We start from the raw sequence: 22,710 nt of genomic DNA, 5'->3' as shown, positions 1-22,710 counted from the left end.
ATTAAGTGAATGAAGGGGGAGGATGATATGAGAATTGGCAAATTTTGTGACAGTTATCGTCCTTATACCAGTGGGGTAGTGCGTTCTGTGGAAACCTTTACTACAGAAATGACACAAATGGGTCACGAAGTATTTATTTTTGCACCAAATTACCCTAACTGTAAAGAGGAACCCAGGGTTTATAGGTTCTTTTCTATACCGTCACCAACGAATAAGGACTTCACCTTAGCGCTTCCTTTTTCGTTAGGTTTATGGGCTAAAGTAAAAGAACTAAATCTCGATGTGATACATGTGCATTCGCCGTTTATTCTAGGCAGGGTAGGGGCAAAGTATGCAAGGCGTCTTGGTATTCCGCTTGTTTTTACCTATCACACCCTATACGATCAATACGTACACTATGTGCCCTTTGGGCAAAACATAACCAAAGAAATAACACAAAAGTTCACTGTTGATTTTTGTAACCAGTGTGACCAAGTAATTGTCCCCACCGGAGTAATCGCAAATCACTTAAGAGCACAGGGGGTGCGAGCACCCATTCAGCCTATACCCACCGGTATTTATACCGAAGAGTTTAAAAAGGCTGAAAAAGGTTGGTTAAGAAACAAGTATGGCATCCCACATAATAAAAAAGTTTTAATATTTGTGGGACGCCTAGGACAAGAAAAAAATATTGATTTTTTATTTGAAGCTTATAAAAAGATCTGGCGCACTCATCCTGATACCCGCTTGTTAATAGTAGGCGGTGGCCCAGAGGAAGAAAGGCTCAAAGCAGCGGTTCAGCAAAGTGATTTTGGCGATAATATAATTTTTACCGGTAACCTGAGTAAAGAAGATGTAATTAAAAGTTATGTTGACGCAGATATATTTGTATTTGCTTCGGTTACTGAAACACAGGGATTGGTGATTGCCGAGGCCAAGGCTGCCGGACTGCCGGTGGTTGCAGTGGATGCCTTTGGTGTCTCGGAAATGGTAGTAAATGGCGAGGACGGATACCTTTGCCCCTTGGATAAGGACTTATTTGCAAATTCTGTGAATAAGCTTTTAGAGAATAGTCAGCTGCGGCATATAATGGGCCAAAAAGCAATGGAAAATGCTGAGTTATTATCTTCCAGAAACTGTGCTTTAAAACTAGTAAGTGTTTATAAGAGTTTAATAAGGCGCAAACGTAGTAGGATAGATAGACTACACGGTTAAACAATAGAAACACCTTCCCGTTGGGAAGGTGTTTCTATTTGCTTTATCCCATTGGCCTGCAGTATTTGCTGTAATACTTTTTAAATAGCTTGGCATGGTGAGTCTCATCTTCTGCCGCCCTCAGTAACCAGTCAGAAACACACTTATCTTTAATTTCTCTAGCCATACAGGTATATAGTTTTGCAGCATTTTCTTCATCTTGAATGACTGCCATTAATAAATTGCAAACGTTATGCAGCTTATAATTTACATAAGTAGCACACCAGGGTACACCCAGGCTGTTTTCATATTTGGGGTCGCAGCCAAGTAGCTTGATAAACTTCATAAGGTCGTGCATATGACGCATCTCAATAATAGAGATGGCTTCTAAAAGCTCTGAGAGCTCTTCATATTTTGTATTTTCTAAAATGGTGTAATAGTATAGGTATAAATTAATGGCAGTCATTTCGCCGTTTTTATCAGCCAATGCATCCATCAGCATACTACCATACCTTGGGTTGGGCCTCTCAACCTTTACCTCTGGGTAGGGTGTAGGTAAACACACCTTCTGCCAGATGTTTTTATCAGGACCATGGAGACAATGGTGATACCCCGGTTTATGTCCACCGTGAGTATAATCAGGAAAAGGTCCGCCATCTTTTATAACGGGGATGTTAATTATTTGTCCCGGCATAATAATGTTTGGGTCTCGAATTTGGGGGTTAGCTGCAATTAATTGATCCAGGCTAACTCCAAAACCTTGCGCTATTCTAAACAAGGTGTCACCGGCTTGAACGGTATATTGCACAAATATCCCTCCCTATTTTAAGATTTCTGCATTATATGTCATTAAAACCGTAACTGTGATTTTCACTAAGGAAGGAATATGGTAAATAATGTGGAAGTATTAATTAACTCATGGAAAAGTAATATCAGGGAAAGGAGCAGTGTCATGGATATTAATAAAATTAAAAACAATCTTTCATGGGATTTTAAGTTTGATGATGAATTTAAGAACAGAGAAAGTGGCTACACCTTTATTATTGATGTGCTTGACGGAAACGCTTTAGTTTCGGTATATCGTTATTCACCCTATGGTATAAAAAGTGAGCCATTGAAAGAGCAACCGCCGTTAGAAATGATCAAAACTGCACTGACAAACCAAGGTAATGAAAGCTTAAATGATGGCTTATTTTATATTGATAAAGAAATACGGAACTGGCTGGAAAATAATTTTTTAAATAATTAAATAGTGTTTTTCAACAAACCCTCCTGAGTATATCCGGAGGGTTTGTTAATTTCTCGTTAAATATTTTTTTGTTGCAAAGGTTTTTGAACATATACAAAGAATAATAACGTTGGATAAAATGATGTCGAATATTTATCTTATTGCAGGGGTTAAATATAAACATCTGGAGGTAATCATATGGAAATTTCGCTGCAAGAGGTATTGTTTTTGGCTTTAGGTGGTCTGGCTATGTTTTTATTTGGCATGAAATATATGTCTGACGGCCTACAGAACGTAGCCGGTCAAAGGATGAAAGGCTTTTTAGAAAAGGGTACCAAAACACCTGTCAGGGGTGTACTAACAGGTATTTTGGTTACCGGACTAATACAAAGTAGTAGTGGAACCACTGTGTTGACGGTGGGACTTGTAAATGCCGGGCTACTTACGCTAAAACAAGCCATTGGGATAATAATGGGAGCTAATATTGGTACCACCGTTACTGCTTACTTAATTGGTTTTAACTTGACAGCCTATGCGTTACCTATATTAACGGTGGGCGCACTTATATTATTCTTTGCTAAAAATAAGAAGATAAATAATGTGGGCCAGGTTTTATTTGGTTTTGGTATGCTTTTCTATGGCCTAAATGTAATGGGAAGCGGTGTTAAACCTTTAAAAGATTTACAGATATTCACTGATTTAATGCTTAATGTTGAAAGCAATGCTATACTGGGTGTGGCAATAGGTACAGTGTTTACCATGATAGTTCAAAGTAGTACTGCCACCATCGGTGTATTACAGGAATTGGCAAGCCAAGGTTCTGTAACTTATTTGCAGGCCTTACCTATATTATTTGGTGACAATATAGGCACCACCGTCACAGCCCTATTGGCAGCCATTGGTACTTCGGTGGCAGCAAAACGGGCGGCCTTAACCCATATGTTGTTTAATGTTGTTGGCACATGTATATTTTTACCACTGACCATTCTTGGTATCTTTCCGGAGATGGTCAAGCTGATAACTAACAATATCTTAGTTTTACTGCCGGGTTTTGAAGGCTCATGGGATACTTTAAATATTAGAATGCAGATTGCCCAATCTCACGGGGTGTTTAACGTGACCAATACCTTAATTCACTTGCCCTTTGTCGGTGTATTGGCCTGGGTTGTAACTAAGCTGATACCCGGCAAAATGGCTCAATTTGAAGCAAAAACCAAGTATTTGGAACCAAGGCTGCTATCCCAACCTGAAGTTGCCTTAAAACAAGCACATCAAGAACTGATAAGAATGGGCAAGCATTCCAGGGAGTTTTTCGGAGAGTCAATAAGATTCTTCTTCAATACTAAGGATAAAGAACTAAACCCCATGTATATGGAACAGAGGGAGCAACTTATTAACAAACTTGATGAAGAAATTACTAATTATGTTGTTCAACTTACCTCTGAAAAAAGGCTTACAACAGAGCAATCCAATTATTCAACAACACTGTTGCATGCGGTTAATGACCTAGAACGTATCGGAGACCACGCAGATAACATTGTTGAGCTGGGAATTTACGCCACAGAAAACAAGGTTACTTTTTCTGAGGAAGCTGTGAAGAGTGTATATGCAATGGCAAAATTAACTGAAGAAACACTAAAATTGAGTTTAGAAGCATTTGAACATAATGACCATGAATTGGCCCGTAAGGTTATTCAAAATGAAGTTATTATTGACAATTTAGAGCGTGAATTTAGACAAGGACATATTGAGCGTTTAAATGAAAAGATATGTAGCGGCATTGGCGGAGCCTTGTTCTTAGATCTGTTAAGTAACATGGAACGGATAGGGGACCATGCGGTGAACCTTGCGGAGTATGTTTTGGGTGATATGGGTACAATTGAAAGAAGACAGGTAAAATACTATAGTAGCATGATTGCCAATGAAGCCCGTAAAGGTGATCAAAAAAATAAAAAATAAGCCACCCTCTGAGGGTGGTTTATTTTTTATACTACTATAATAATCATTAATTAGCAGGTTGATTTTTGATATAATATAGATACTATATATTATGAGGGTGCGTACATATGTCACAAAAGAAAGGTGAAAAGGGGAAGGTCATAGAATTTAAACCCAGGAAAAAGAGAAAACTTAAAACAGTTAAATATGTTGACCCTGCCCAAAAGGAATTAAAGGAAAAAAGAGAACGTCAAAGAAGGAATGCAAAAAATAGAGACAAGGCCGTTAGAAATATCGGTTATTTTCTATTGATTTGTATTGTTTATTACCTTTTAAAAGTAACCATGTGTGCCGGCGGTTAAAATTTTTTATAGTTTTTCCCGTTGGGCCGGTTCTTCTAGAACATTCAGGTCAAAATGGATTGAGAAGGTGATTTGTGTGTTAAACTTTACATTTACAGATTTAATACTGATTATGTTAGTTGCACTGGTGGTCTTTGGTCCCAGTAAAATGCCGGAAATTGGGCAAAAGCTGGGTAGAGGCCTAATGGAGTTTAGAAAAATGACCAGTGAAGTAACACAGTCCTTTGAAGAGGAAAGAAAAAAAATAAAAAAGGATATTACAGAGGAAACAGATATAATTAAAAAAGAACTAAATAACGAAGTGGGAAAAATTAAGAACGAGGTTCAAAAACAATATGATTCATTATTAGATGATGAAAAAGAGCAAACAAAAAAATAAAACTTGGCGTTGCCAAGTTTTCATTACAATGACGACTCTTTGGGCGTATTCTTAACTTTTTTTCGAATCTTTACCCTGGAATTTGTTTCCTGGGTGGTAAAGGGCTCAACCAATAAATCAACAAGTACATAAAATAACATCCAAGTAACACAGAACAATACCATGTTATGGTAAATGGGGGTCATTGCTTGCTGTATGATAGCAATATAGTAAACAAATAATCCAGCCACAAACCCGGAAAAGATAAATTTTTTCATTAAAACCCTCCGCATGCATTTAATGCTTCTGCCTTTTGTTAAGTGTACCCTCTAAGCCTTCGCAGAAAGCCTTTGACATTTCTTTTATCCAGCTATCTAACTGTGCCGCAATTTGTAGACCATCGGAAAAATCTAACTGATTATACAGGTCCAGAATTTTACGCGTTGTTTTGTTCTGTATATGCAATTCATCCACACCGCTAAGTGACCAGACGCTCTCCATATCATCTTCTTTTTCCATTGCCAGGCGCATGTCAAGGAATATATCCAATAGGGCTTCCCATAATTCTTCACCGTCATTATCTGCCTTCTGATGCATTTTTAGCAAGGGCTGTAATACAGGCTGTGGCAGTTGCCCTGTGTCTTCAAGTATTCTGATAACAGTTAAGCGGCCCATCAATTGCTCCACTGTATAAACAAAAGCATCAAGATTTAATTTTTTGCGACTGATAAATAGTTTAATGTGTTCAGGTTGGGCAATATAGTTTACTATTTCCTGGTATATATCTGAGTGTATTTTTTGGGCTTCATCGTTAGTGGCATTAATTTTCAAGTTTATATCCCCCTTGGCGATAAATTAATTGTATTTATGATACTTTCTGGGGAATTACTAGTTTTTCCTTCATTTTATCGAAAAAAATATTAGCAATAATATAGTGCCGGGCAGGGAAATTTACTGTTGACGAAGAAATGCATTAATAAATTCAGTGGTAAATTGGAGGAATATTTATGAAGCACTTTAGTTCAGATGAGTTAAGGGATGTTTTAACCAGGGTTAGAAATAAAGAGCAGGTCACTGCTGATGAGCTGGACACACTTAAGAAGTACATACCAATGCATTTAGACAAAGAAACCGCAGATAAAATGGCAAAGCTAATGGAAGATATTAGAAGTGGCAAGCGCCCTCCAATGAGTGATGAGGAGCGTTCGGAAATGCTTCGGAATAATATCGATCAAAGTTTAAAAAATGTTGTAAACAGCATTCCGCAAATGACAGATGAACAGTTCGAGGAAACGTGTAATATGTGCGAGATTCTGCGCCGCCAAATGTCAAATAGGTAGTTTATTTAGTGTGGGAGCGTCTTGTCTGCCGCTCCCACATACTTTTTATTAGAAACCCAGTAACTTGTGTACATCCAGCAGCATTCCGGCCATAATGGTTACCGTGACCACTAAGAAAATGCGGATCCATTTATCCCCCTTGTAAACCACGAACTTACTGCCGTAGTAGGCTCCCAAAGCGTTACCTAAAGCCAGCCAAAAACCGATGGCCCAGTCTACCTTTCCGCTGATAACGAATACCAGTAATGAAACCAATATGTACATTGCTGTAATTAGCACTTTTAAGCTATTAATTTTTACCAATGACATGCCGGTTATTAGTGCCAGCGCAGCAATAATGATAAAGCCAACGCCTGCTTGGATGAAACCACCGTAAAATCCGACACCGAAGAAGGCAGCTACAGCTAAGGCCATACGTAATGGCCCATAACTTTCTTCGTCTTCCTGTTCTTCACTGTCTTTTTCCTTTTTAGGTTTAAGGAAATACTTTTCAGGTCTTACTATGATTAAAAACATTACCACTATCATCACAATGGCTAAAATGGTATTAAACATTTCATCGGAGAGCGAAATTGCAAATTTTGCCCCCACTATTGACCCCAGCACTGCCGGAATACCAAGTAATACACTTAACTTTGGGTAGAAGAATCCTTTTTGTTTAAAATAGGTAATGGCTACAATACTTTGTACCATTAAGGCTATGCGGTTAGTTCCGTTTGCCACTGCAGAGGGTAATCCTAAAAAAATTAGTGCCGGCATTGAAACCAGCGATCCTCCGCCACCTACAACGTTTACGAAACCGGACGCGAAGCCGGCCACCAATATCAAGATTATTTCAAGCGGTGTCAATTTTTAAACCCCCCTCATAGTGTACTAATTAAGTCTCTTGTTCGCCAATGGATTTGAAATAAGCATATCTGGAATTTTCGATATGTTCCCTGGCCACCCGTTCAGCCAGTTCGCCATCTCTTAATTTTATTGCCTCTACTATTAGACGGTGTTCTTTATGGGCTTGGGCGATGCGACCCGGGCGAGTATAACCGACCATGGTAAATCTGTTGATAAAATCTACCATAGAAGTAATCATGTTATAAAGCCGTGTACTTTCTGCAGATTCATAGATTAGTCTGTTAAAATCTAAGTGCAGTTCTTCTAATTTGTCTATTTTATTGTCTATGATGGCTTGCTCAATTTTTTGTAATGTAACAGTTAATTGTTGAAGTTGTTCCGGTTTAATTCTTTCTGCAGCCATTCTGGCAGCAAGTCCTTCTAACACTGCACGTATACGATAGATTTCATGTACCTCAACAGCATCTATACTGGATACCACTGAGCCTACCCTAGGTATATGGGATACTAATCCTTCCAATTCAAGCATTCTAATAGCTTCTCTAATTGGTGTTCGACTGACATTTAATTTTTCGGCTAATTTCCTCTCTACCAGTCTATCACCCGGTTGAAACTTGCCCTTTAAAATTGCTTTTCGCAACCTAGAATATACGTTATCACGCATTTTTTCCATAGATATTCAACTCCGTGGTATACCAATCTTATATGAATTATAACTATATATTGGTCGGTTTACAATAAAATTTTTATAATAAAGAAAGATTCCTTAATTTAAAATACCTCTTTTGGTATACCAAAAGCATGGGCTAGATTCTACTTATGGTGGCTTCAATGATTAACGGTTACAATTATTAATAAAGAACCGTGGCTTGTACACGGTTCTTTATTAATAGTTTTTATTCTTCATTTAGTTTCATTTGACAAGTTGTTTCATTTTCATTGGGCTGGCACACATAAATTACTTCAGTGGCATCTGCTGTTACAGTGTTTTGGGGATGCATCTGTTGCACCCGCTGTACAGCCCGTTGAAGATTATCTGCTTGAATTTCTTCGCAATTTCTTCCCGGGCCTCTTACCACATATTTTTGCATTGCATATCACCTCCACTTATATTATTCACAGGGTCTAATGCAAATAATGCGTGACAGTGCTTAATCGTTGTGGTATAATTTTAAGCAGTAAAGTTTAGTTAGCTGAGATTAGTACTTCTAAAAACTATATAGGCAGGTGAGTTTAGTTGAGGTAAGCTGAGCCAAGGAGAGATTAGCATTGGTTGCTATGTGATTTTAACCAGGCACAGTATGCCTGGTTTTTTGGTTTGGAGCAGTGTTTTCGGCAGCAAAGAAGGGCTATCATAAATCAAGGAGCACCCGTCCAAAGTAAGAGGCCGAGTATATCCTTAGTTTAATTGGTTAATGAAAGATTAGATTAGAAGAGGAGAGATGAGTAAATGAGTAACTTAAAACAAAATGCCGCGGCTGAAACCGGTTTTATCGATGCAGCCCCTGTCAGCCGTAGTAAGTCAATAGCCGTAGTAGCAATTCTAATTGCTATTGGTGCAGTGTTAAGAATGTTTTCACCTAATATTTTGGGTATTACTCCTAACTTTATAATTGCCATGTATTGTTTAGCGATAGTTTTGCTAAGGCCAGGAATTGGTGGCACCTTAGGTATTGGCTTTGTGGCCGGTGCAGTTTGCATGATTTTTTCCAAGTCTCCAATCCCGATGTTAAATTTAATTACTGAACCTGCCGGCGCCCTGGCTTGTTTACTGGTAGTTAAAATGATACCGGACTTGCAAAAAATGAAGGGTTATTCCTTTAAACCAATAGTGGCCACCTTAATTGGCACACTGGTCAGTGGTGCAATTTATGTGGTATTAAACTTCCACTTTGCATTAAAAATGCCAATGGCTGCCATGCAAGCTGCCTTTGTGGGTGTAGTGGTTCCTATGATGTTCATTAATGCTGTGATGGCCCAGGCACTTTATGCGCCTGCAAAAAAGTTTTTAAGATTATAAGCATGGGTAAGAATTTACTGGGGTGACTGCAATGGTGCTATATGACATTCAAAACCTGTCCTTTTATTATCCACAGGCCGAAAAACCCGCATTAGAGGGGCTAAACCTTACCGTAAAGGAAGGCCAATTTATAGCGATTACGGGGCCCACCGGTGCCGGTAAAAGTACACTGGCAAAATGTTTAAATGGCATTATACCACATTTTCAGGGTGGCAAAATGCAGGGCCAGGTGCTATTTAAAGGTAAATCAATCTTTCAAGATACCATAGCAAATATCGCCCGCAGCGTGGGCAGTGTGTTTGATGATCCGGAATCACAGATCGTATCCATGGACGTGGAACAAGAAATTGCCTTTGGCTTGGAAAACATGGGTGTGGCACCGGAACAAATGGATGCTAGGATAGCTGAGGCTTTGCAAATGACCGGCATCAGTCATTTACGTAACAGTAACACCAATGAACTTTCGGGCGGTCAAAAACAACGATTGGCAATAGCCGCAGTACTGGCATTATACCCTAAGGTGTTGGTGCTTGATGAACCGACATCTGAGTTGGATCCCATAGGCACCAAAGAAATCTTTGAGGTATTAAGGGTTTTGAATGAAAAACATGGCATTACCATTGTTTTGGTGGAACAAAAAACTGAGTTGCTGGCCCGTTATGCAGATGAAATAGTTGTAATGAACGAGGGAAAGGTAATAATGAAGGGTTCACCCAGGGAGGTATTTTCCCGGCAGGAGGAATTGCTGAATTTAGGCGTTAAGCCACCCCAGGTGGCTGAGCTAGCCCATATGATAGATAAAAAATTGCAGCACTTACCCCTAACGGTGACCGAGGGGATGGCATACATTGAAAAGTTGCTTGCTAAATAAGGGGAAATAAAAGTGATTAAAGTAGAGAATTTGAGTTATAGCTATCAAGAAGAAATGGTGCTGAAAAATATAAGTTTGACGATAGAGGCCGGTGATTTTATAGCCTTGGTGGGCCAAAACGGCGCCGGCAAAACAACCCTGGTAAAACATTTTAATGGCTTGCATAAACCCACCTTTGGCAAGGTGTTCGTGAACAATAAAGATACCGCTGCACTTAAGGTTTCGGAACTGGCCAGGGAGGTGGGATTTGTTTTTCAAAACCCAGATCATCAAATATTTCACAATACGGTGGAAAGTGAAATAGCCTTTGGCCTTAAAAATTTAAAGTTAAGCAGTGATGAAATAGAGGTGCGAGTAAGTGAAGCTTTAAAATCTGTGGGTCTGGAGGACTACCGTCAAGCCTACCCCTATGACCTAAGTAAGGGTCAGCGTCAGCGTGTGGCCTTGGCATCGGTATTGGCAATGCGCACCAAGGTTATTGTTCTTGATGAACCCACCACCGGACAAGATTACCGGGAAGGAATGCAAATTATGGAGATGGCCCGTGCTTTAAATGAAGCCGGCCATACCATTATTTTTATCACCCATGACATGTCACTGGTGGCTGAGTATGCTAAGCGCGTTGTTGTTCTCTGTAACGGCCAAGTCTTACTGGACGGTACCGTTCGCCAGGCGTTTTCCAAGCCGGCCCTACTTGCACAAACCTTGCTAGAACTGCCACCAATCACTCAATTGGCTAACCGCCTAAATGAGTACGGTGTAATAGACGGGAATTTACTTACGGTGGAAGAAGTGTATCAAGCGATAAAGAGAACCCAAAGGAGTGAACCCATTGGCATCTGCGGTTGATTATGTACAGGGGAATTCCTTTATACATCAGCTAAATCCACTGACGAAGATGTGCTGGACGGTGGCGGTAATGGTGGTGGCTCTTACTTTTAGTCACACCTATTTCCTTTTGGCATTGTTAGTTTCAGTATTATTGGTTGCTGTGTCGGCAGGGGTAATTAACAGAATATTACCGTTGGTAAAGGGCTTAAGTATATTTGCCCTTGTGCTGGTGTTGTTGCAAGTGTTTTTTTATAAAGAAGGTTTAACACTCTTTTATTTAATACCCGGTGGGTATGTACCTGTAACCACCGGTGCACTAAACTTGGGAATAGCCATGGGCATTAGAATGATGGCTTTGGTGTTAAGTTTTGTGGTTTTTCTGGCAACAACCCAATTTAAAGATATTGTTTTATGTCTTACAGAAAAATTAAAATTACCCTATGATTATGTTTTTATGTTTATGACTGCACTGCGATTTATACCCACCTTTTTATCAGAAGTAAAACAAATAAGTGCTGCACAGGCTTGCCGGGCCTGTACGGTGGATGGAGGCAACCCTCTGGTAAAGATAAAGTCATATATCCCGGTTGCGGTACCGCTGGTGTTGATTTCACTGCAAAAGGCAGAAAGGCTGGCTATGGCCATGGAGACACGGGGCTATGGAGGGGGCAAGCGAACCTACTTTAACGAAAAGGCAATTAAGGCCATTGATGTTTTTGTTATGGTACTAATAGCGGTAATGGTAATTTGTGTTATAGTGGCCAGGATACATGGATACGGAGTAGCATAATTTTATACTTTTGGAGGAGTAAAAGATGAAAAAACTATTGATGGGAAATGAGGCCATTGCCCGGGGGGCGGTAGAGGCCGGGGTGAAGGTTGCCGCTGCGTACCCAGGTACACCTTCTTCAGAAATATTTACAACCCTATCATCAATGGCTAAAGATAGAAATATATATGTGGAATGGTCAGTTAATGAAAAAGTTGCCTTGGAGGTTGCTGCCGGCGCCGCCTATGCCGGGGCCAGGGCAATGGTTACCATGAAACAAGTTGGTTTAAATGTGGCAGCGGATCCACTGATGACTTTAGCTTATATAGGTGTAAAGGGCGGACTGGTGGTTGTGGTTGCCGATGATCCCGGCCCCCATAGTTCTCAAAATGAGCAGGATACCAGGAAGTTTGCACAATTGGCTAAGCTGCCGGTGCTGGATCCGTCTACCCCTCAAGAGGCTAAAGATATGACTGTCACAGCATTTGAAATATCCGAAAAATTAGGCATGCCTGTTATATTGCGCCCCACCACCCGCACTTGTCATGTCTGTCAGGACGTGACCCTAGGTGATGAGAGGGAGCCCCTTGTGCCGGAAGGATTTGTGAAGGACCCACGTTGGGTTATATTTCCCAGTTTGGCAATTAAACAGCACCACTGGTTAAACAGGCAGCAAGAGGTTGCTGCAGACCTGTTTGAAAAACTGAATTATAACCAAGCAGAATACCGTGACCGAGTAGGTATTGTGGCCGCCGGTGTTTCTTACAATTATGTGAAGGAAGCATTGCACATGTTGGGTGTTAAATTATCAGTGCTGAAAATAGGCACTCCTTATCCGCTGCCAAATAAGTTGGCATTGGATTTTATGCAGCGCCATCAAAGGATACTGGTGGTGGAAGAACAAGAACCGGTGGTGGAAGACCAGTTAATAAAATTAGCCTATAAACACAGGTTGTCGGTGCAGTTGGTTGGTAAAGAAGAAAACTATATTCCCCGGGAAGGGGAATTGAATGTAAATAAGGTAGCACAGGCTGTGGCCCAATTTGTGGGCATTGAAGTACCGGAGATTGAAGAGGCGGAACTGCCGCCCTTGCCGGTGCGCCCACCTGTGCTTTGTGCAGGATGTCCCCATCGGGCCTCTTTTTATGCCTTTAAGCAAGTTGCTGACAAAGATGCTGTTTTTGCCGGTGATATAGGATGTTACACACTGGGTAATATGCGGCCGCTAAATGCAGTGGATACCTGTCTTTGCATGGGGGCTAGCGTAACCATTGCCAGCGGTTTAAACAGGGTAGAACCCGGCCGGCAGCAAATTGCTTTCTTAGGAGACTCAACTTTTTTCCACACCGGCATTTCCGGTTTAATTAATGCGGTATATAACAAGGCCAATATAACGCTGGTGGTACTTGATAACCGTACCACGGCCATGACAGGACACCAACCTCACCCAGGGCTGGAACACACGGCCATGGGTGAAGCAACTAAAGGATTAGATATAGCAAAAATAGCAGAATGCTGTGGTGCAGAGTTTGTACAAGTGGTTGACCCATACCGGTTGAAAGAGGCTAAGGCAGCTGCCAAAGCCGCCTTGGATTATCCAGGGCCCTCTGTGGTAGTGATGCGCAGGGAATGTGTCGCCTTGGTTAAAGACGGTAACCGGCCCCTTCATGTAAATGAAGAAGAATGTTTGGAATGCGGCATCTGCATAGATGAGTTAGGTTGCCCGGCAATTTTTAAACGGGGTAACCTGCCGGTTATATCAAACCGTTGCACCGGTTGTGGCCTCTGTGCTCAAATTTGTCCGGCTAAAGCAATTCAGGAGGTACGCTAATTATGAAATTTGATGTAATTATAAGCGGTGTAGGGGGCCAGGGAAATGTATTAGCATCCCGCATACTGGCCCAGGCAGCGATTAATGCAGGACACCCGGTGCGCACCTCTGAGGCAATTGGCATGGCCCAAAGGGAAGGCGTGGTGATGAGTCAAGTACGCATTGGTGAAGACGTTTACAGCCCTATTATTCCCGAGGGTGAGGGGGACGTGCTGCTTGGCTTGGAACTGGCGGAGACAGTGCGGATGCTGCCCAGGGTTAAGAAAAACTGCACTGTGGTGGCAAATACCGCCTGCATTATACCGGTATCTGCCACCCTGGGAATGGCCCCTTATGATGAAAACACTTTAATTAATTACCTAAAACAGCATGCACCCAACCTTCATTTATTAGATGCAAGTAACTTGGCCGCTAAAGCCGGAAATGTGAAAGTGGCTAACGTTGTGCTGCTGGGTGCTGTGGCTGCTTTAAAAATATTACCCTTTTCAGGTCAACAACTGTTAGATACTGTGATTAATGCGGTACCAATAAAATTCAAAGATGTTAATCGGCGGGCCTTTGAATTGGGCTATCAGTCTCTGGAGGTGTAAAAGGATGGCAGTGGCAGCGATAAAAGAATCTTTTAACTATTCGGAACTATACACCCAACAACTGGAAAAATTAAAAGAATTAATCGACAGGGTATATCAACACTCTCCTTACTATCGAAATAAGTTAAATGAGCACGGTGTTAAGCCCGGTGATATTCGCACCATTAAAGATCTGGCTAAAATACCCTTTACCACCAAGTCAGAACTTCGCCTGGCATATCCATTGGGAATGATGGCGGTGCCGGAAGAAGAGGTGGTGCGTATACACTCTTCTTCCGGCACCACCGGCAAGCCGGTAATTATACCCTATACCGCTAAGGATGTGGAAAACTGGACGGAAATGATGGCTCGCTGTATGAGCATGGTGGGGGTAACAAATAAAGATCGTATTCAGATAACCCCAGGTTATGGCCTGTGGACTGCCGGCATCGGGTTTCAGGCGGGGGTAGAACGTATTGGGGCCATGGCCATACCGACCGGCCCCGGTAATACTGAAAAGCAAATTGAAATGATGGTGGATCTGCAATCATCTGTTTTAATTGGCACCTCATCCTATGGCTTATTGTTAGCGGAAGAAATTTGCCGTCGGAAAATAAAAAATAAAGTTGCATTGAGGCTTGGCATTTTCGGCTCTGAACGATGGGGAGATAAAATGAGAGCCCGTATTGCAGAAAACTTAGGCATTGAAACCTTTGACATTTACGGCTTGACAGAAATCTATGGGCCGGGCATTGCCATAGACTGTCCTTTGCACAATGGCTTACACTACTGGTCTGATCACCTTTTATTTGAAATTATCGACCCTGACACCGGAGAACAACTGCCTGAAGGCCAGCAGGGTGAACTGGTAATTACCACCCTAACCAAGGAAGGTATGCCACTGTTGCGCTACCGCACCCACGATATCACCTGCTTAAAGTTAGAACGCTGCGCCTGTGGGTCACCATATCCTTTAATAGGTAGAATACTGGGCCGCAGTGATGACATGATTAAAGTAAAGGGTGTTAACATTTACCCCGGGCAGATTGATCATGTATTAAAGGAAACCCCCGGAGCAGCCAGTGAATATCAACTGGTATTAACCCGTGACAGGGGTAAAGATAAAATATTGGTGAGGATTGAAGCTGAAGAGGGCCACCAACTGCAGCAGGTGGCTGACCTGTGCAAGCAAAATATCAAGAAAAAAATTGGTATATTAGCTGAAGTAGAAGCATTGGAGTATGGTCAGCTGCCAAGGACTGAAAAAAAGAGTAAGAGAGTATTTGACTTACGGGAAGAGTAGTATAACTTTGGGGCGAACAGCCCCAAAGTTATTTTATAACAAATTAGTTTACATAAACATAATTATTGTTAACTCCAGCCAATTACACCACAGGCCAACCGCCTGCCTGCGTCCCCTGCCGGTTGAGTGCGGTAGTCATCGGGATTTTCGTGAATTATCACTGACAAACCCACAACCTGGTCAACGGTAAATTTATTTGTATAAAAACTCATCTTAGCATACCCATTGTTAGAAAATATCACTGGAAAATCTCCGGCATGGTTGCCATGGGGTTGATTATACGGGTTCCAGTGCCCCCCGGCGGCTTGAAAGGGATTTTCGGGCTTGCCCACTGTGCAATCACCCATTTGATGGATATGAAATCCATGGGGTCCAATGGGATTTTTGCCGTCAGTGGCCGGTTGATAGGGAGGAAGACCGTTTACCTCCACTGATACCCAAGTACCTCCGTAAACTTCACGGAAATAAACCACACCACTTAATTGCGGTGCCAAGGGTCCGCCCACAATATCCGCCACCGCTACCTTGCCGGATGACCGGTTATATGCATTCATATCTTATCCCTCCATAGTTTCAGTTTTCTTATATTATTATGGATGGGCAGTAAATGTTAAATATTAACATAATTAATGGAGCGGTGAGGACCGCTCCATTTAAATATCTAAAACTGCAGTTACTTATTTTTTAATCCCATGAACACCTTTTCCGGGGTTATGGGAAGGTCGTTAATGCGAACGCCCACGGCATTGTAAACAGCTGCGGCAATGGCAGGGGCAGGTGAGTTAGTAACCACTTCTCCCAAAGATTTTGCCCCAAAGGGCCCAGAAGGCTCGTAACTCTCTTCAAAGACCACGGTGATATTGCCAATATCTTTGCGGCAGGGGATTTTATAATTCATAAAGTTATTGGTTTGCATGTTTCCTTTTTTATCATACCTTACATCCTCGTACAGGGCCAAACCTATACCCTGGACAAGGCCACCTTCTGTTTGTATTCTGGCCAGATTGGGGTTGACGACAGTACCACAATCCACCACCGCCACAAAATCCAGCAAGTCTACTTTTCCTGTTTCCTTATCCACTTCCACTTCTGCAAAGCCGGCAATAAAGGGTGGGGGAGACACATCATTGCCATAGGTTGCGGTGCCAACCAGCTGTAGTTTTCCTGTACCCAACACCATTTTATAGGCCAGTTCAACTAAACTGAGAGATGCCGAACCGTCACTTGTTTTAAGTGTATGGCCGGTAAATACTATTTCGCCGGTGTTCACTTGCAGAAGCTTTGCCCCATGCTCGATAATCTTAGCCTTAAGTTGTTCTGCAGCCTTTTTCACAGCCATACCGGTGACATAGGTGGTACTGGACGCATAGGAGCCGGGATCAAAGGGTGAAACATCGGTATCTGCGGAGTTTACTATGATGTTCTCAACCTCTGTATCCAGCACTTCAGCGGCCATTTGGGCAAGTATGGTGTCACTGCCGGTTCCCATGTCAGTGGAGCCAACTAAGAGGGTGTAGTTGCCATCATCATTCAATCTGATCTCTGCCGATGCTGTATCAATTCCGGCAATGCCGGAACCTTGCATGGTTACGGCCATTCCCACAGCCCTTACTTTGTTATTACCCATCTCTACCCGTGGGTATTTCTCCTGCCAGCGGATTAATTCTTTACCTTTTTCTATACAGCGGTGCAATGAGGAACTGTCAAGGGGTTTGCCGTCATGGTATGCCGGCGAAGATTCTCCTTCCTTAATCAGGTTTTTCATTCTAATTTCAATAGGATCCATGTTTAGTTTTTCGGCCAACTTATTAACTGCAGATTCCAGGGCAAAGGTTCCCTGGGTAGCTCCGTAACCCCTTAGTGCCCCGGCAGGCATTTTGTTGGTATAAACTACCTGTCCCATAAATCTAAGAGCCTTAGCCTTGTTATAAAGGGGGAGTGTTTTTTCACCCACCACTGAAAAAACGGTAGGGGCGTGCTCGCCGTAGGCACCGGTATCTGATAAGCCCTGAATATCTACAACTCTGATGGTACCGTCTAAATCTGAGCCTAGTTTGACCTTTAAACGCATTGCATGGCGACTGGTGGTACAGCTAAAGGTTTCTTTTCTGTCATAGATAATTTTAGCAGGTTTTCCAGTCTTTAGGGTGACAATGGCTGTAAATATCTCCACCGCACCGGTTTGTTTACCACCAAAGCCGCCGCCGATGCGGGGCTTAATGACTCTAATTTGACTGGCCGGCAACTGTAGTGCCCTGGCCAACTGCCTCTTTACATGAAAAGGAATTTGTGTTGAGGTAACCACCACCAACCTTCCGGTATGGTCGAGATAACTAAAGGCCCGGTAAGTTTCCATCATGGCGTGGGCTTGGGCCTGGGTATAGTAGGTTTCCTCCACCACCACGGCACAATTCTTTAGTTCATCTTCAACATTGCCAAACTCAACATGGTGTTTACATACGATGTTTTTTTCCTTTTCCATACCGATATCAAAATTACAATATAAGTCGTCTTCGAAATGAACGACGGATGGGTGGCCGATTGCCTGTTCATAGTCCAGCACCGGTTGATATACTTCATAGTCAACTTTAATTAAGCCCAGTGCCTGTGTGGCCGTTTTTTCATCCACAGCCGCAACAATGGCCACTTCATCTCCCACATACCGTACCACCCGGTCTAAAATCAAACGGTCATAGGGGGAGGGTTCAGGGTAGGATTGTCCGGCCAAAGTAAACCTTATGTTGGGAACATCTTGATAAGTTAAAACTAACTCCACCCCTGGCAATTGTTCAGCTCTGCTTTTATCAATGGCTTTAATTTTTGCAAAGGCGTGGGGGCTTCTCAGTATTTTTACTACCAATGAATTTGGCATTGCTAAGTCATCGGTATAAACTGGTTTGCCTGTGGTGATGCTGATACTGTCTATTTTAGGAATGCTCTTGCCAATACTCACATTTAATCAACCCCCAAATACTTCTTAATTGCTCTTAATTGCCCCAGATATCCTGTGCACCGACATAGGTTACCCGTTAGGTAATGTACTATTTCGTCCTCGTTAGGATTTTTAAGTTCCCTTTTCATGGCCAGCACCGTCATAATAAAGCCGGGGCTGCAAAAACCACATTGGTCTGCCCCTTCCGATGCCAATACCCGGGCAAATTCTTCTGCTTCCTTTTGTACCCCTTCAATGGTGGTAATTGTTTTTCCGTTAACCCTAAAGGAGAGGGTAGTACAGGAAAGGGTTGGCTTGCCGTCAATCCATACGGTACAAAGCCCACAACAAGAAGTATCACAGCCTTGTCTAACACTAAACAAGCCATAATTTCTAAGGGTGTCTACCAGCAGTTCGTCATTTTCTACCTCTAACCTTACTTTTTTATCGTTAATTATAGTTTCTATTTGCATGCTAAAACCTCCGTTACTGCCCTTGTAACCAGTACTTCACACATGGCTGTTCTATACTCGGCAGATGCCAGCATATTTGTGCCAAAGGACAATTCTTCGGCTGCAATCTTAGCGGCCCTCTTGACCATGTCAGGGGTTAAATTGCCTTTAGCCAGTTCAGCGGCGGCCTTATGTGCCAGAGTAGCTTTGGTGGGCCTTGCGCCAACCACAATCCGCCAGTCATTTCCAATCTTTGACACAGCAGCATTTAAGATGGGAAAATCACTTATGGAGTTTCGCAAACTATGGTAACTGGCTTTTCTGTCATCCTTATGAATAAAGACCCTTGTTAATATATCCTTTTCTGCCGGTCTGTTTAAATACTGTTCCAGCGGCATTCTGCCACCTTTACAAAGCTCTACATCGGTATCTAAGGCCAGCAGTGCAGTAATTAAGTCGGAAAAACCATACTTTGAGAATACACTGGCACCCACAGTGACTACATTTCTAAACTGAACACCAATTATATTGCTGACTGACTTGGGTATAACGGCGTTAAAATATTTATTGAGGGCATCATTAGTTTCCAGATCCCTAAAGGTGGCCATGGCACCGATCTCAATATTGTCATGGTGTTCTGTGATATAATCTAAATTAAGCTTTGACAAATCAATGGCAGTATCGATTTTTCTTGATCCCAGTTTTAAAAAGGCACAACCTCCTAAAACAGTGGCCCTTTTATTATTTATTAAAAGGCTATAAGCTTCTTCAATGCTATCAGGTTGCACTAATTTATCGACAGTGAACATTGTTTAGGCCTCCTTGCAGTCTAATTAACCTGTTACAATTCTAACAGAAAAGAGAATATACCGCTATAGTTAAGCAGGAAAGAGTGAATTTACTGCTTATAATACCTTTACATTATGGATTTATTTATATTGTAATATTCAATATTAAGTCCACTGCCAATTCCGAGAAAGCTGCCATTGGACAATCATTCAGCACTTTTTTAAATTGTTATGATAAAATATCCTTTGTATATTAACTAACAAATTTGTGATATATTAATTATAATAATCTGGGAGGATAAATGCACATGTACAACAACATTATTGAAACTATTGGTGGTACTCCGCTTGTCAGGATAAATAAGTTAAATCCGAAGCCGCATATCCCGCTGTATGCAAAGGTAGAGGGTTTTAACCCAACAGGGAGCATAAAGGACCGTATTGCCATAAAAATGATTGAACAGGCCGAGGAAAACGGCATTCTTACCAAAGATAAGACAATAATTGAACCCACCTCCGGCAATACAGGGATTGGGCTGGCCATGATAGGTGCCGTAAAAGGATATGCAGTAGAAATAGTCATGAGTGCGGCGGTGTCCATGGAACGCCGTAAAATGATCGAAGCCTTTGGGGCAAAGGTTGTGCTGACAGATGCAAATTTGGGTACAGACGGGGCAATTAGGAAGGCCCACGAACTATGCAAAAAGTATCCTGATAAATACTTTATGCCAAACCAATTTTCCAATGAGTACAATAAGATGGCGCACTATTTGACCACAGCCAATGAAATTTGGGAGGGAACCGGTGGGAAGATCACTCATTTTGTTTCCGCCCTTGGAACGTCCGGTACCATCATGGGAGTTGGTATGGGATTAAAAAAGAAAAATCCCCAGGTACAAATAGTGGAGGCACATCCTGTTTTAGGACATTACATCCAGGGGTTAAAAAATATGGAAGAGGCCATTGTGCCGGAAATATACGATCCCAGTAAGATTGATCGGAGAATTATGATTGAAACTGAAGCCGCTTTTAAAATGGCTCGAAAGATTATTTCTCAGGAAGGTATTTTTGTGGGCATGAGCAGCGGAGCGGCCATGATTGCTGCCTTGGAGTGCATTAAAGAAATAGACGATGGTTTTGTTGTGGTGCTGTTTCCCGATCGGGGGGAAAAATACTTGAGCACAGATTTATTTAATACAGATTCATGATGGGGAATTTGTTATGTAAGCCTGTAGAAATTACAGGCTTATCTTTTTTTCTCTTTCAGAGACTAGCTAGTTTACATAATACTTATTAGCGGAACCAAACTTGCAAGATTAAGTTTATTATAAATGGAAATAATACTGCTGAATAATCTTCCTCTCTAACAAAGGAGTTACTCAAGATGACTGAGCAGCAGTTTAACATAACTTCTGAAATTGGCCATTTAAAGGCAGTGCTAATGCATCGCCCCGGTTCAGAATTAGAAAACTTAGTTCCTCGATACCTTGAGGATTTACTGTTTGATGAAATTCCATGGCTGGCAAAAGCACAGTTAGAACATGACCAATTTGTATCATGTCTTATGGATTGTGGTGCCAAGGTATATTATGTGCAAAATTTGATTAGCGATGTAATTCAAGATAATGATATCAAAGTTAAATTTATCGAAGAACATTTAAATTTTACCCGTCTGGTTGATCCTGAAGTTTGTGGCTTAGTAAAAGAATATTTGCTAACTCTTCCCCCACGTGAATTGGTCTTTAAATTAATGGCCGGTTTACCTAAAAGTGAAGTTAGAGAGCTTAAAAAACATCAAACCCTCAGTGATTTAACAGTGAGCAGTTACCCATTTTATCTAGATCCTATGCCCAGCATGTACTTTACCCGGGATCACGGTTCAATGATATTAGACAGACTACAGATAAGCAGCATGTTTAATTTTGCCCGCCGAAGAGAAACCATATTTTTAAAATATATTCACTTGTATCATCCTTTATTTAATAATACTTCACTGTGGTTTGACAAAGAGATTCCTGTGGGTATTGAAGGCGGGGATGTGTTAATTATCAACCCCTCTACCCTGGTCATTGGTTTAAGTGAAAGAACAACTGAAGAGGCCATTGAATGGGTGGCAAATAAATATTTAGTAGAAAAAAACGCTGTTAAACAAATAATTGTTGTGCAAATTCCTGCAAAGAGGGCTTATATGCACTTGGATACTGTTTTTACAATGGTAGACTATGATAAATTTTTAATGTACCCCGGTATTAGGGATAATATACATGTTTACTGGATGGAAAAAAGTAACGATAACCGTGTATCTGCCAAAAATGGTCTTAGCCTATCCTCTGCCTTGAGTAAAGCCTTGGGTGTCAACCAGGTAGATATTATTTACTCCGGTGGTGACGATGCAATCACAGCAGCCCGGGAACAATGGGGCGACAGCACCAATACCTTAGCTGTCAAACCGGGAACGGTGGTGTGTTATGACAGAAATCAAGTAACAAATAAACTGCTTCGGAAACACGGGATAAATGTACTTGAAATAGATGGTTCTGAACTGGTCCGTGGCAGGGGTGGCCCCAGGTGTATGACCATGCCCTTGTCCAGATTAAATGTGTACAAATAAGGATTATGTAAACCATTTTAAAAAACAGCCGGGGTATATTACCGGCTGTTTTTTAAAAAATAAATTAATAGGTAAATGTAAGTGTGCTATTCTTGTAATAATCTAATAAGCTATGAATTACGTTTCCCTTTGAGTAATGCTTTATTCCCCTTCCCCATTTTTTCCACATTTTTATATAAGACTAATTTCAGCCACTCATTGTTCACCCAAATAAATTATCAGTAGCTCCCTATCTCCCTATTGATAATGTAAATATTTCTGAACAGTATCAAGATATTTCTAGGCCCATTATAGTTGAAAATCTAACATGTTATGGTAATTAACAGTATTTTATTAAATACTTTACCAACTCACGAAGACAACAAAGATATAGAAGCTTTAGTTATGATGACCATTGATACTCATTTGAACTTTTTAAGGAGTTAGAGGAATTTCTTCTTAGAGATAATCCTTGACATGAGACCAAGTTAGACAATTAAGATTTT

General features: G+C 41.4%; 25 protein-coding genes. 15 read left to right on the top strand and 10 right to left on the bottom strand.

Annotation, left to right across the window (positions count from 1 at the left end; translation table 11 throughout):
• Positions 1–27 precede the first annotated feature (27 nt).
• Positions 28–1,194, top strand: coding sequence for a glycosyltransferase family 4 protein (locus BR02_RS0104605; RefSeq protein ID WP_031514659.1), 1,167 nt, complete (start codon positions 28–30; stop codon positions 1,192–1,194).
• A gap of 43 nt (positions 1,195–1,237) precedes the next feature.
• Here the strand turns inward: BR02_RS0104605 and safA are convergent, their stop codons facing one another.
• Entirely contained in the window at positions 1,238–1,981 is a 744-nt protein-coding gene (gene safA / locus BR02_RS15735) for a SafA/ExsA family spore coat assembly protein (RefSeq protein WP_051688121.1), read from the bottom strand.
• A gap of 78 nt (positions 1,982–2,059) precedes the next feature.
• On the opposite strand from safA, the gene BR02_RS0104595 reads away from it, so the two are divergent.
• The 4 genes from BR02_RS0104595 (at position 2,060) to BR02_RS16080 (ending at position 5,080) form a co-directional block, all read left to right on the top strand.
• Entirely contained in the window at positions 2,060–2,422 is a 363-nt protein-coding gene (locus BR02_RS0104595; RefSeq protein WP_051688120.1) for a DVU0772 family protein, read from the top strand.
• Between the two features lie 177 nt (positions 2,423–2,599).
• Positions 2,600–4,360, top strand: coding sequence for a Na/Pi cotransporter family protein (locus tag BR02_RS0104590; RefSeq protein ID WP_031514654.1), 1,761 nt, complete (start codon positions 2,600–2,602; stop codon positions 4,358–4,360).
• Positions 4,361–4,467: 107 nt separating this feature from the next.
• Complete coding sequence (locus BR02_RS0104585; protein ID WP_031514652.1) at positions 4,468–4,701, top strand: hypothetical protein; 234 nt, start codon at positions 4,468–4,470, stop codon at positions 4,699–4,701.
• Between the two features lie 76 nt (positions 4,702–4,777).
• Entirely contained in the window at positions 4,778–5,080 is a 303-nt protein-coding gene (locus tag BR02_RS16080) for a Sec-independent protein translocase subunit TatA/TatB (RefSeq protein WP_031514650.1), read from the top strand.
• Positions 5,081–5,103: 23 nt separating this feature from the next.
• Here the strand turns inward: BR02_RS16080 and BR02_RS0104575 are convergent, their stop codons facing one another.
• On the bottom strand, positions 5,104–5,337 hold the full coding sequence (locus BR02_RS0104575; protein ID WP_031514648.1) for a hypothetical protein: 234 nt from the start codon (positions 5,335–5,337) through the stop codon (positions 5,104–5,106).
• A 19-nt stretch (positions 5,338–5,356) separates the two neighbouring features.
• A complete protein-coding gene (locus BR02_RS0104570) occupies positions 5,357–5,890 on the bottom strand; it encodes a hypothetical protein (RefSeq protein ID WP_031514646.1) in 534 nt (177 codons plus the stop codon).
• 176 nt (positions 5,891–6,066) lie between these two features.
• Between BR02_RS0104570 and BR02_RS0104565 the strand changes: the two genes are divergently transcribed.
• Positions 6,067–6,399 (top strand): hypothetical protein, encoded by a 333-nt coding sequence (locus tag BR02_RS0104565; RefSeq protein ID WP_031514644.1) that lies wholly within the window; start codon positions 6,067–6,069, stop codon positions 6,397–6,399.
• A 48-nt stretch (positions 6,400–6,447) separates the two neighbouring features.
• Here the strand turns inward: BR02_RS0104565 and BR02_RS0104560 are convergent, their stop codons facing one another.
• The 3 genes from BR02_RS0104560 to BR02_RS0104550 form a co-directional block, all read right to left on the bottom strand.
• Positions 6,448–7,248: a sulfite exporter TauE/SafE family protein gene (locus BR02_RS0104560; RefSeq protein ID WP_031514642.1), complete on the bottom strand. Its 801-nt coding sequence runs from the start codon at positions 7,246–7,248 to the stop codon at positions 6,448–6,450.
• Positions 7,249–7,276: 28 nt separating this feature from the next.
• Positions 7,277–7,921 carry a GntR family transcriptional regulator gene (locus BR02_RS0104555; RefSeq protein WP_051688119.1) on the bottom strand — a complete coding sequence of 215 codons (645 nt, stop codon included), beginning with the start codon at positions 7,919–7,921 and terminating at the stop codon, positions 7,277–7,279.
• 223 nt (positions 7,922–8,144) lie between these two features.
• On the bottom strand, positions 8,145–8,339 hold the full coding sequence (locus tag BR02_RS0104550) for a hypothetical protein (RefSeq protein WP_031514638.1): 195 nt from the start codon (positions 8,337–8,339) through the stop codon (positions 8,145–8,147).
• Positions 8,340–8,698: 359 nt separating this feature from the next.
• On the opposite strand from BR02_RS0104550, the gene BR02_RS0104545 reads away from it, so the two are divergent.
• Genes BR02_RS0104545 through BR02_RS0104515 form a run of 7 tightly spaced genes read left to right on the top strand, consistent with a single transcriptional unit; the run spans position 8,699 to position 15,442 of the window.
• Complete coding sequence (locus tag BR02_RS0104545; RefSeq protein ID WP_031514636.1) at positions 8,699–9,268, top strand: tryptophan transporter; 570 nt, start codon at positions 8,699–8,701, stop codon at positions 9,266–9,268.
• Positions 9,269–9,299: 31 nt separating this feature from the next.
• Positions 9,300–10,139, top strand: coding sequence for an energy-coupling factor ABC transporter ATP-binding protein (locus BR02_RS0104540; RefSeq protein WP_031514634.1), 840 nt, complete (start codon positions 9,300–9,302; stop codon positions 10,137–10,139).
• A gap of 12 nt (positions 10,140–10,151) precedes the next feature.
• Entirely contained in the window at positions 10,152–10,988 is an 837-nt protein-coding gene (locus BR02_RS0104535; RefSeq protein WP_238442404.1) for an energy-coupling factor ABC transporter ATP-binding protein, read from the top strand.
• A complete protein-coding gene (locus tag BR02_RS0104530) occupies positions 10,963–11,760 on the top strand; it encodes an energy-coupling factor transporter transmembrane component T family protein (RefSeq protein ID WP_238442403.1) in 798 nt (265 codons plus the stop codon). Before BR02_RS0104535 ends, BR02_RS0104530 begins: the two co-directional genes overlap by 26 nt.
• A gap of 25 nt (positions 11,761–11,785) precedes the next feature.
• Positions 11,786–13,570, top strand: coding sequence for an indolepyruvate ferredoxin oxidoreductase subunit alpha (gene iorA, locus BR02_RS0104525; protein ID WP_031514629.1), 1,785 nt, complete (start codon positions 11,786–11,788; stop codon positions 13,568–13,570).
• 2 nt (positions 13,571–13,572) lie between these two features.
• Positions 13,573–14,160 (top strand): indolepyruvate oxidoreductase subunit beta, encoded by a 588-nt coding sequence (locus tag BR02_RS0104520; protein WP_031514627.1) that lies wholly within the window; start codon positions 13,573–13,575, stop codon positions 14,158–14,160.
• A 4-nt stretch (positions 14,161–14,164) separates the two neighbouring features.
• A complete protein-coding gene (locus BR02_RS0104515; RefSeq protein ID WP_031514625.1) occupies positions 14,165–15,442 on the top strand; it encodes a phenylacetate--CoA ligase family protein in 1,278 nt (425 codons plus the stop codon).
• Positions 15,443–15,510: 68 nt separating this feature from the next.
• Here the strand turns inward: BR02_RS0104515 and BR02_RS0104510 are convergent, their stop codons facing one another.
• From BR02_RS0104510 to BR02_RS0104495, 4 genes are all read right to left on the bottom strand, one after another.
• Positions 15,511–15,996: a superoxide dismutase family protein gene (locus BR02_RS0104510; protein ID WP_031514623.1), complete on the bottom strand. Its 486-nt coding sequence runs from the start codon at positions 15,994–15,996 to the stop codon at positions 15,511–15,513.
• A gap of 119 nt (positions 15,997–16,115) precedes the next feature.
• Complete coding sequence (locus tag BR02_RS0104505; protein ID WP_031514621.1) at positions 16,116–18,395, bottom strand: xanthine dehydrogenase family protein molybdopterin-binding subunit; 2,280 nt, start codon at positions 18,393–18,395, stop codon at positions 16,116–16,118.
• A 2-nt stretch (positions 18,396–18,397) separates the two neighbouring features.
• Positions 18,398–18,847: a (2Fe-2S)-binding protein gene (locus BR02_RS0104500; RefSeq protein ID WP_031514619.1), complete on the bottom strand. Its 450-nt coding sequence runs from the start codon at positions 18,845–18,847 to the stop codon at positions 18,398–18,400.
• Positions 18,838–19,635: an FAD binding domain-containing protein gene (locus tag BR02_RS0104495; RefSeq protein ID WP_031514617.1), complete on the bottom strand. Its 798-nt coding sequence runs from the start codon at positions 19,633–19,635 to the stop codon at positions 18,838–18,840. The genes BR02_RS0104500 and BR02_RS0104495 overlap by 10 nt, the downstream gene beginning before the upstream one ends.
• 287 nt (positions 19,636–19,922) lie before the next feature.
• Here BR02_RS0104495 and BR02_RS0104485 point away from each other — a divergent pair, with 287 nt between their 5' ends.
• Both BR02_RS0104485 and BR02_RS0104480 read left to right on the top strand, forming a co-directional pair.
• Positions 19,923–20,822 (top strand): PLP-dependent cysteine synthase family protein, encoded by a 900-nt coding sequence (locus BR02_RS0104485; protein ID WP_031514615.1) that lies wholly within the window; start codon positions 19,923–19,925, stop codon positions 20,820–20,822.
• 176 nt (positions 20,823–20,998) lie between these two features.
• Complete coding sequence (locus BR02_RS0104480; protein ID WP_031514613.1) at positions 20,999–22,225, top strand: arginine deiminase; 1,227 nt, start codon at positions 20,999–21,001, stop codon at positions 22,223–22,225.
• Positions 22,226–22,710 lie beyond the last annotated feature (485 nt).

This window comes from Desulfofalx alkaliphila DSM 12257 (assembly GCF_000711975.1).
Lineage (GTDB): Bacteria > Bacillota > Desulfotomaculia > Desulfotomaculales > Desulfohalotomaculaceae > Desulfofalx > Desulfofalx alkaliphila.
This window is presented reverse-complemented; position numbering and strand designations above follow the sequence as displayed.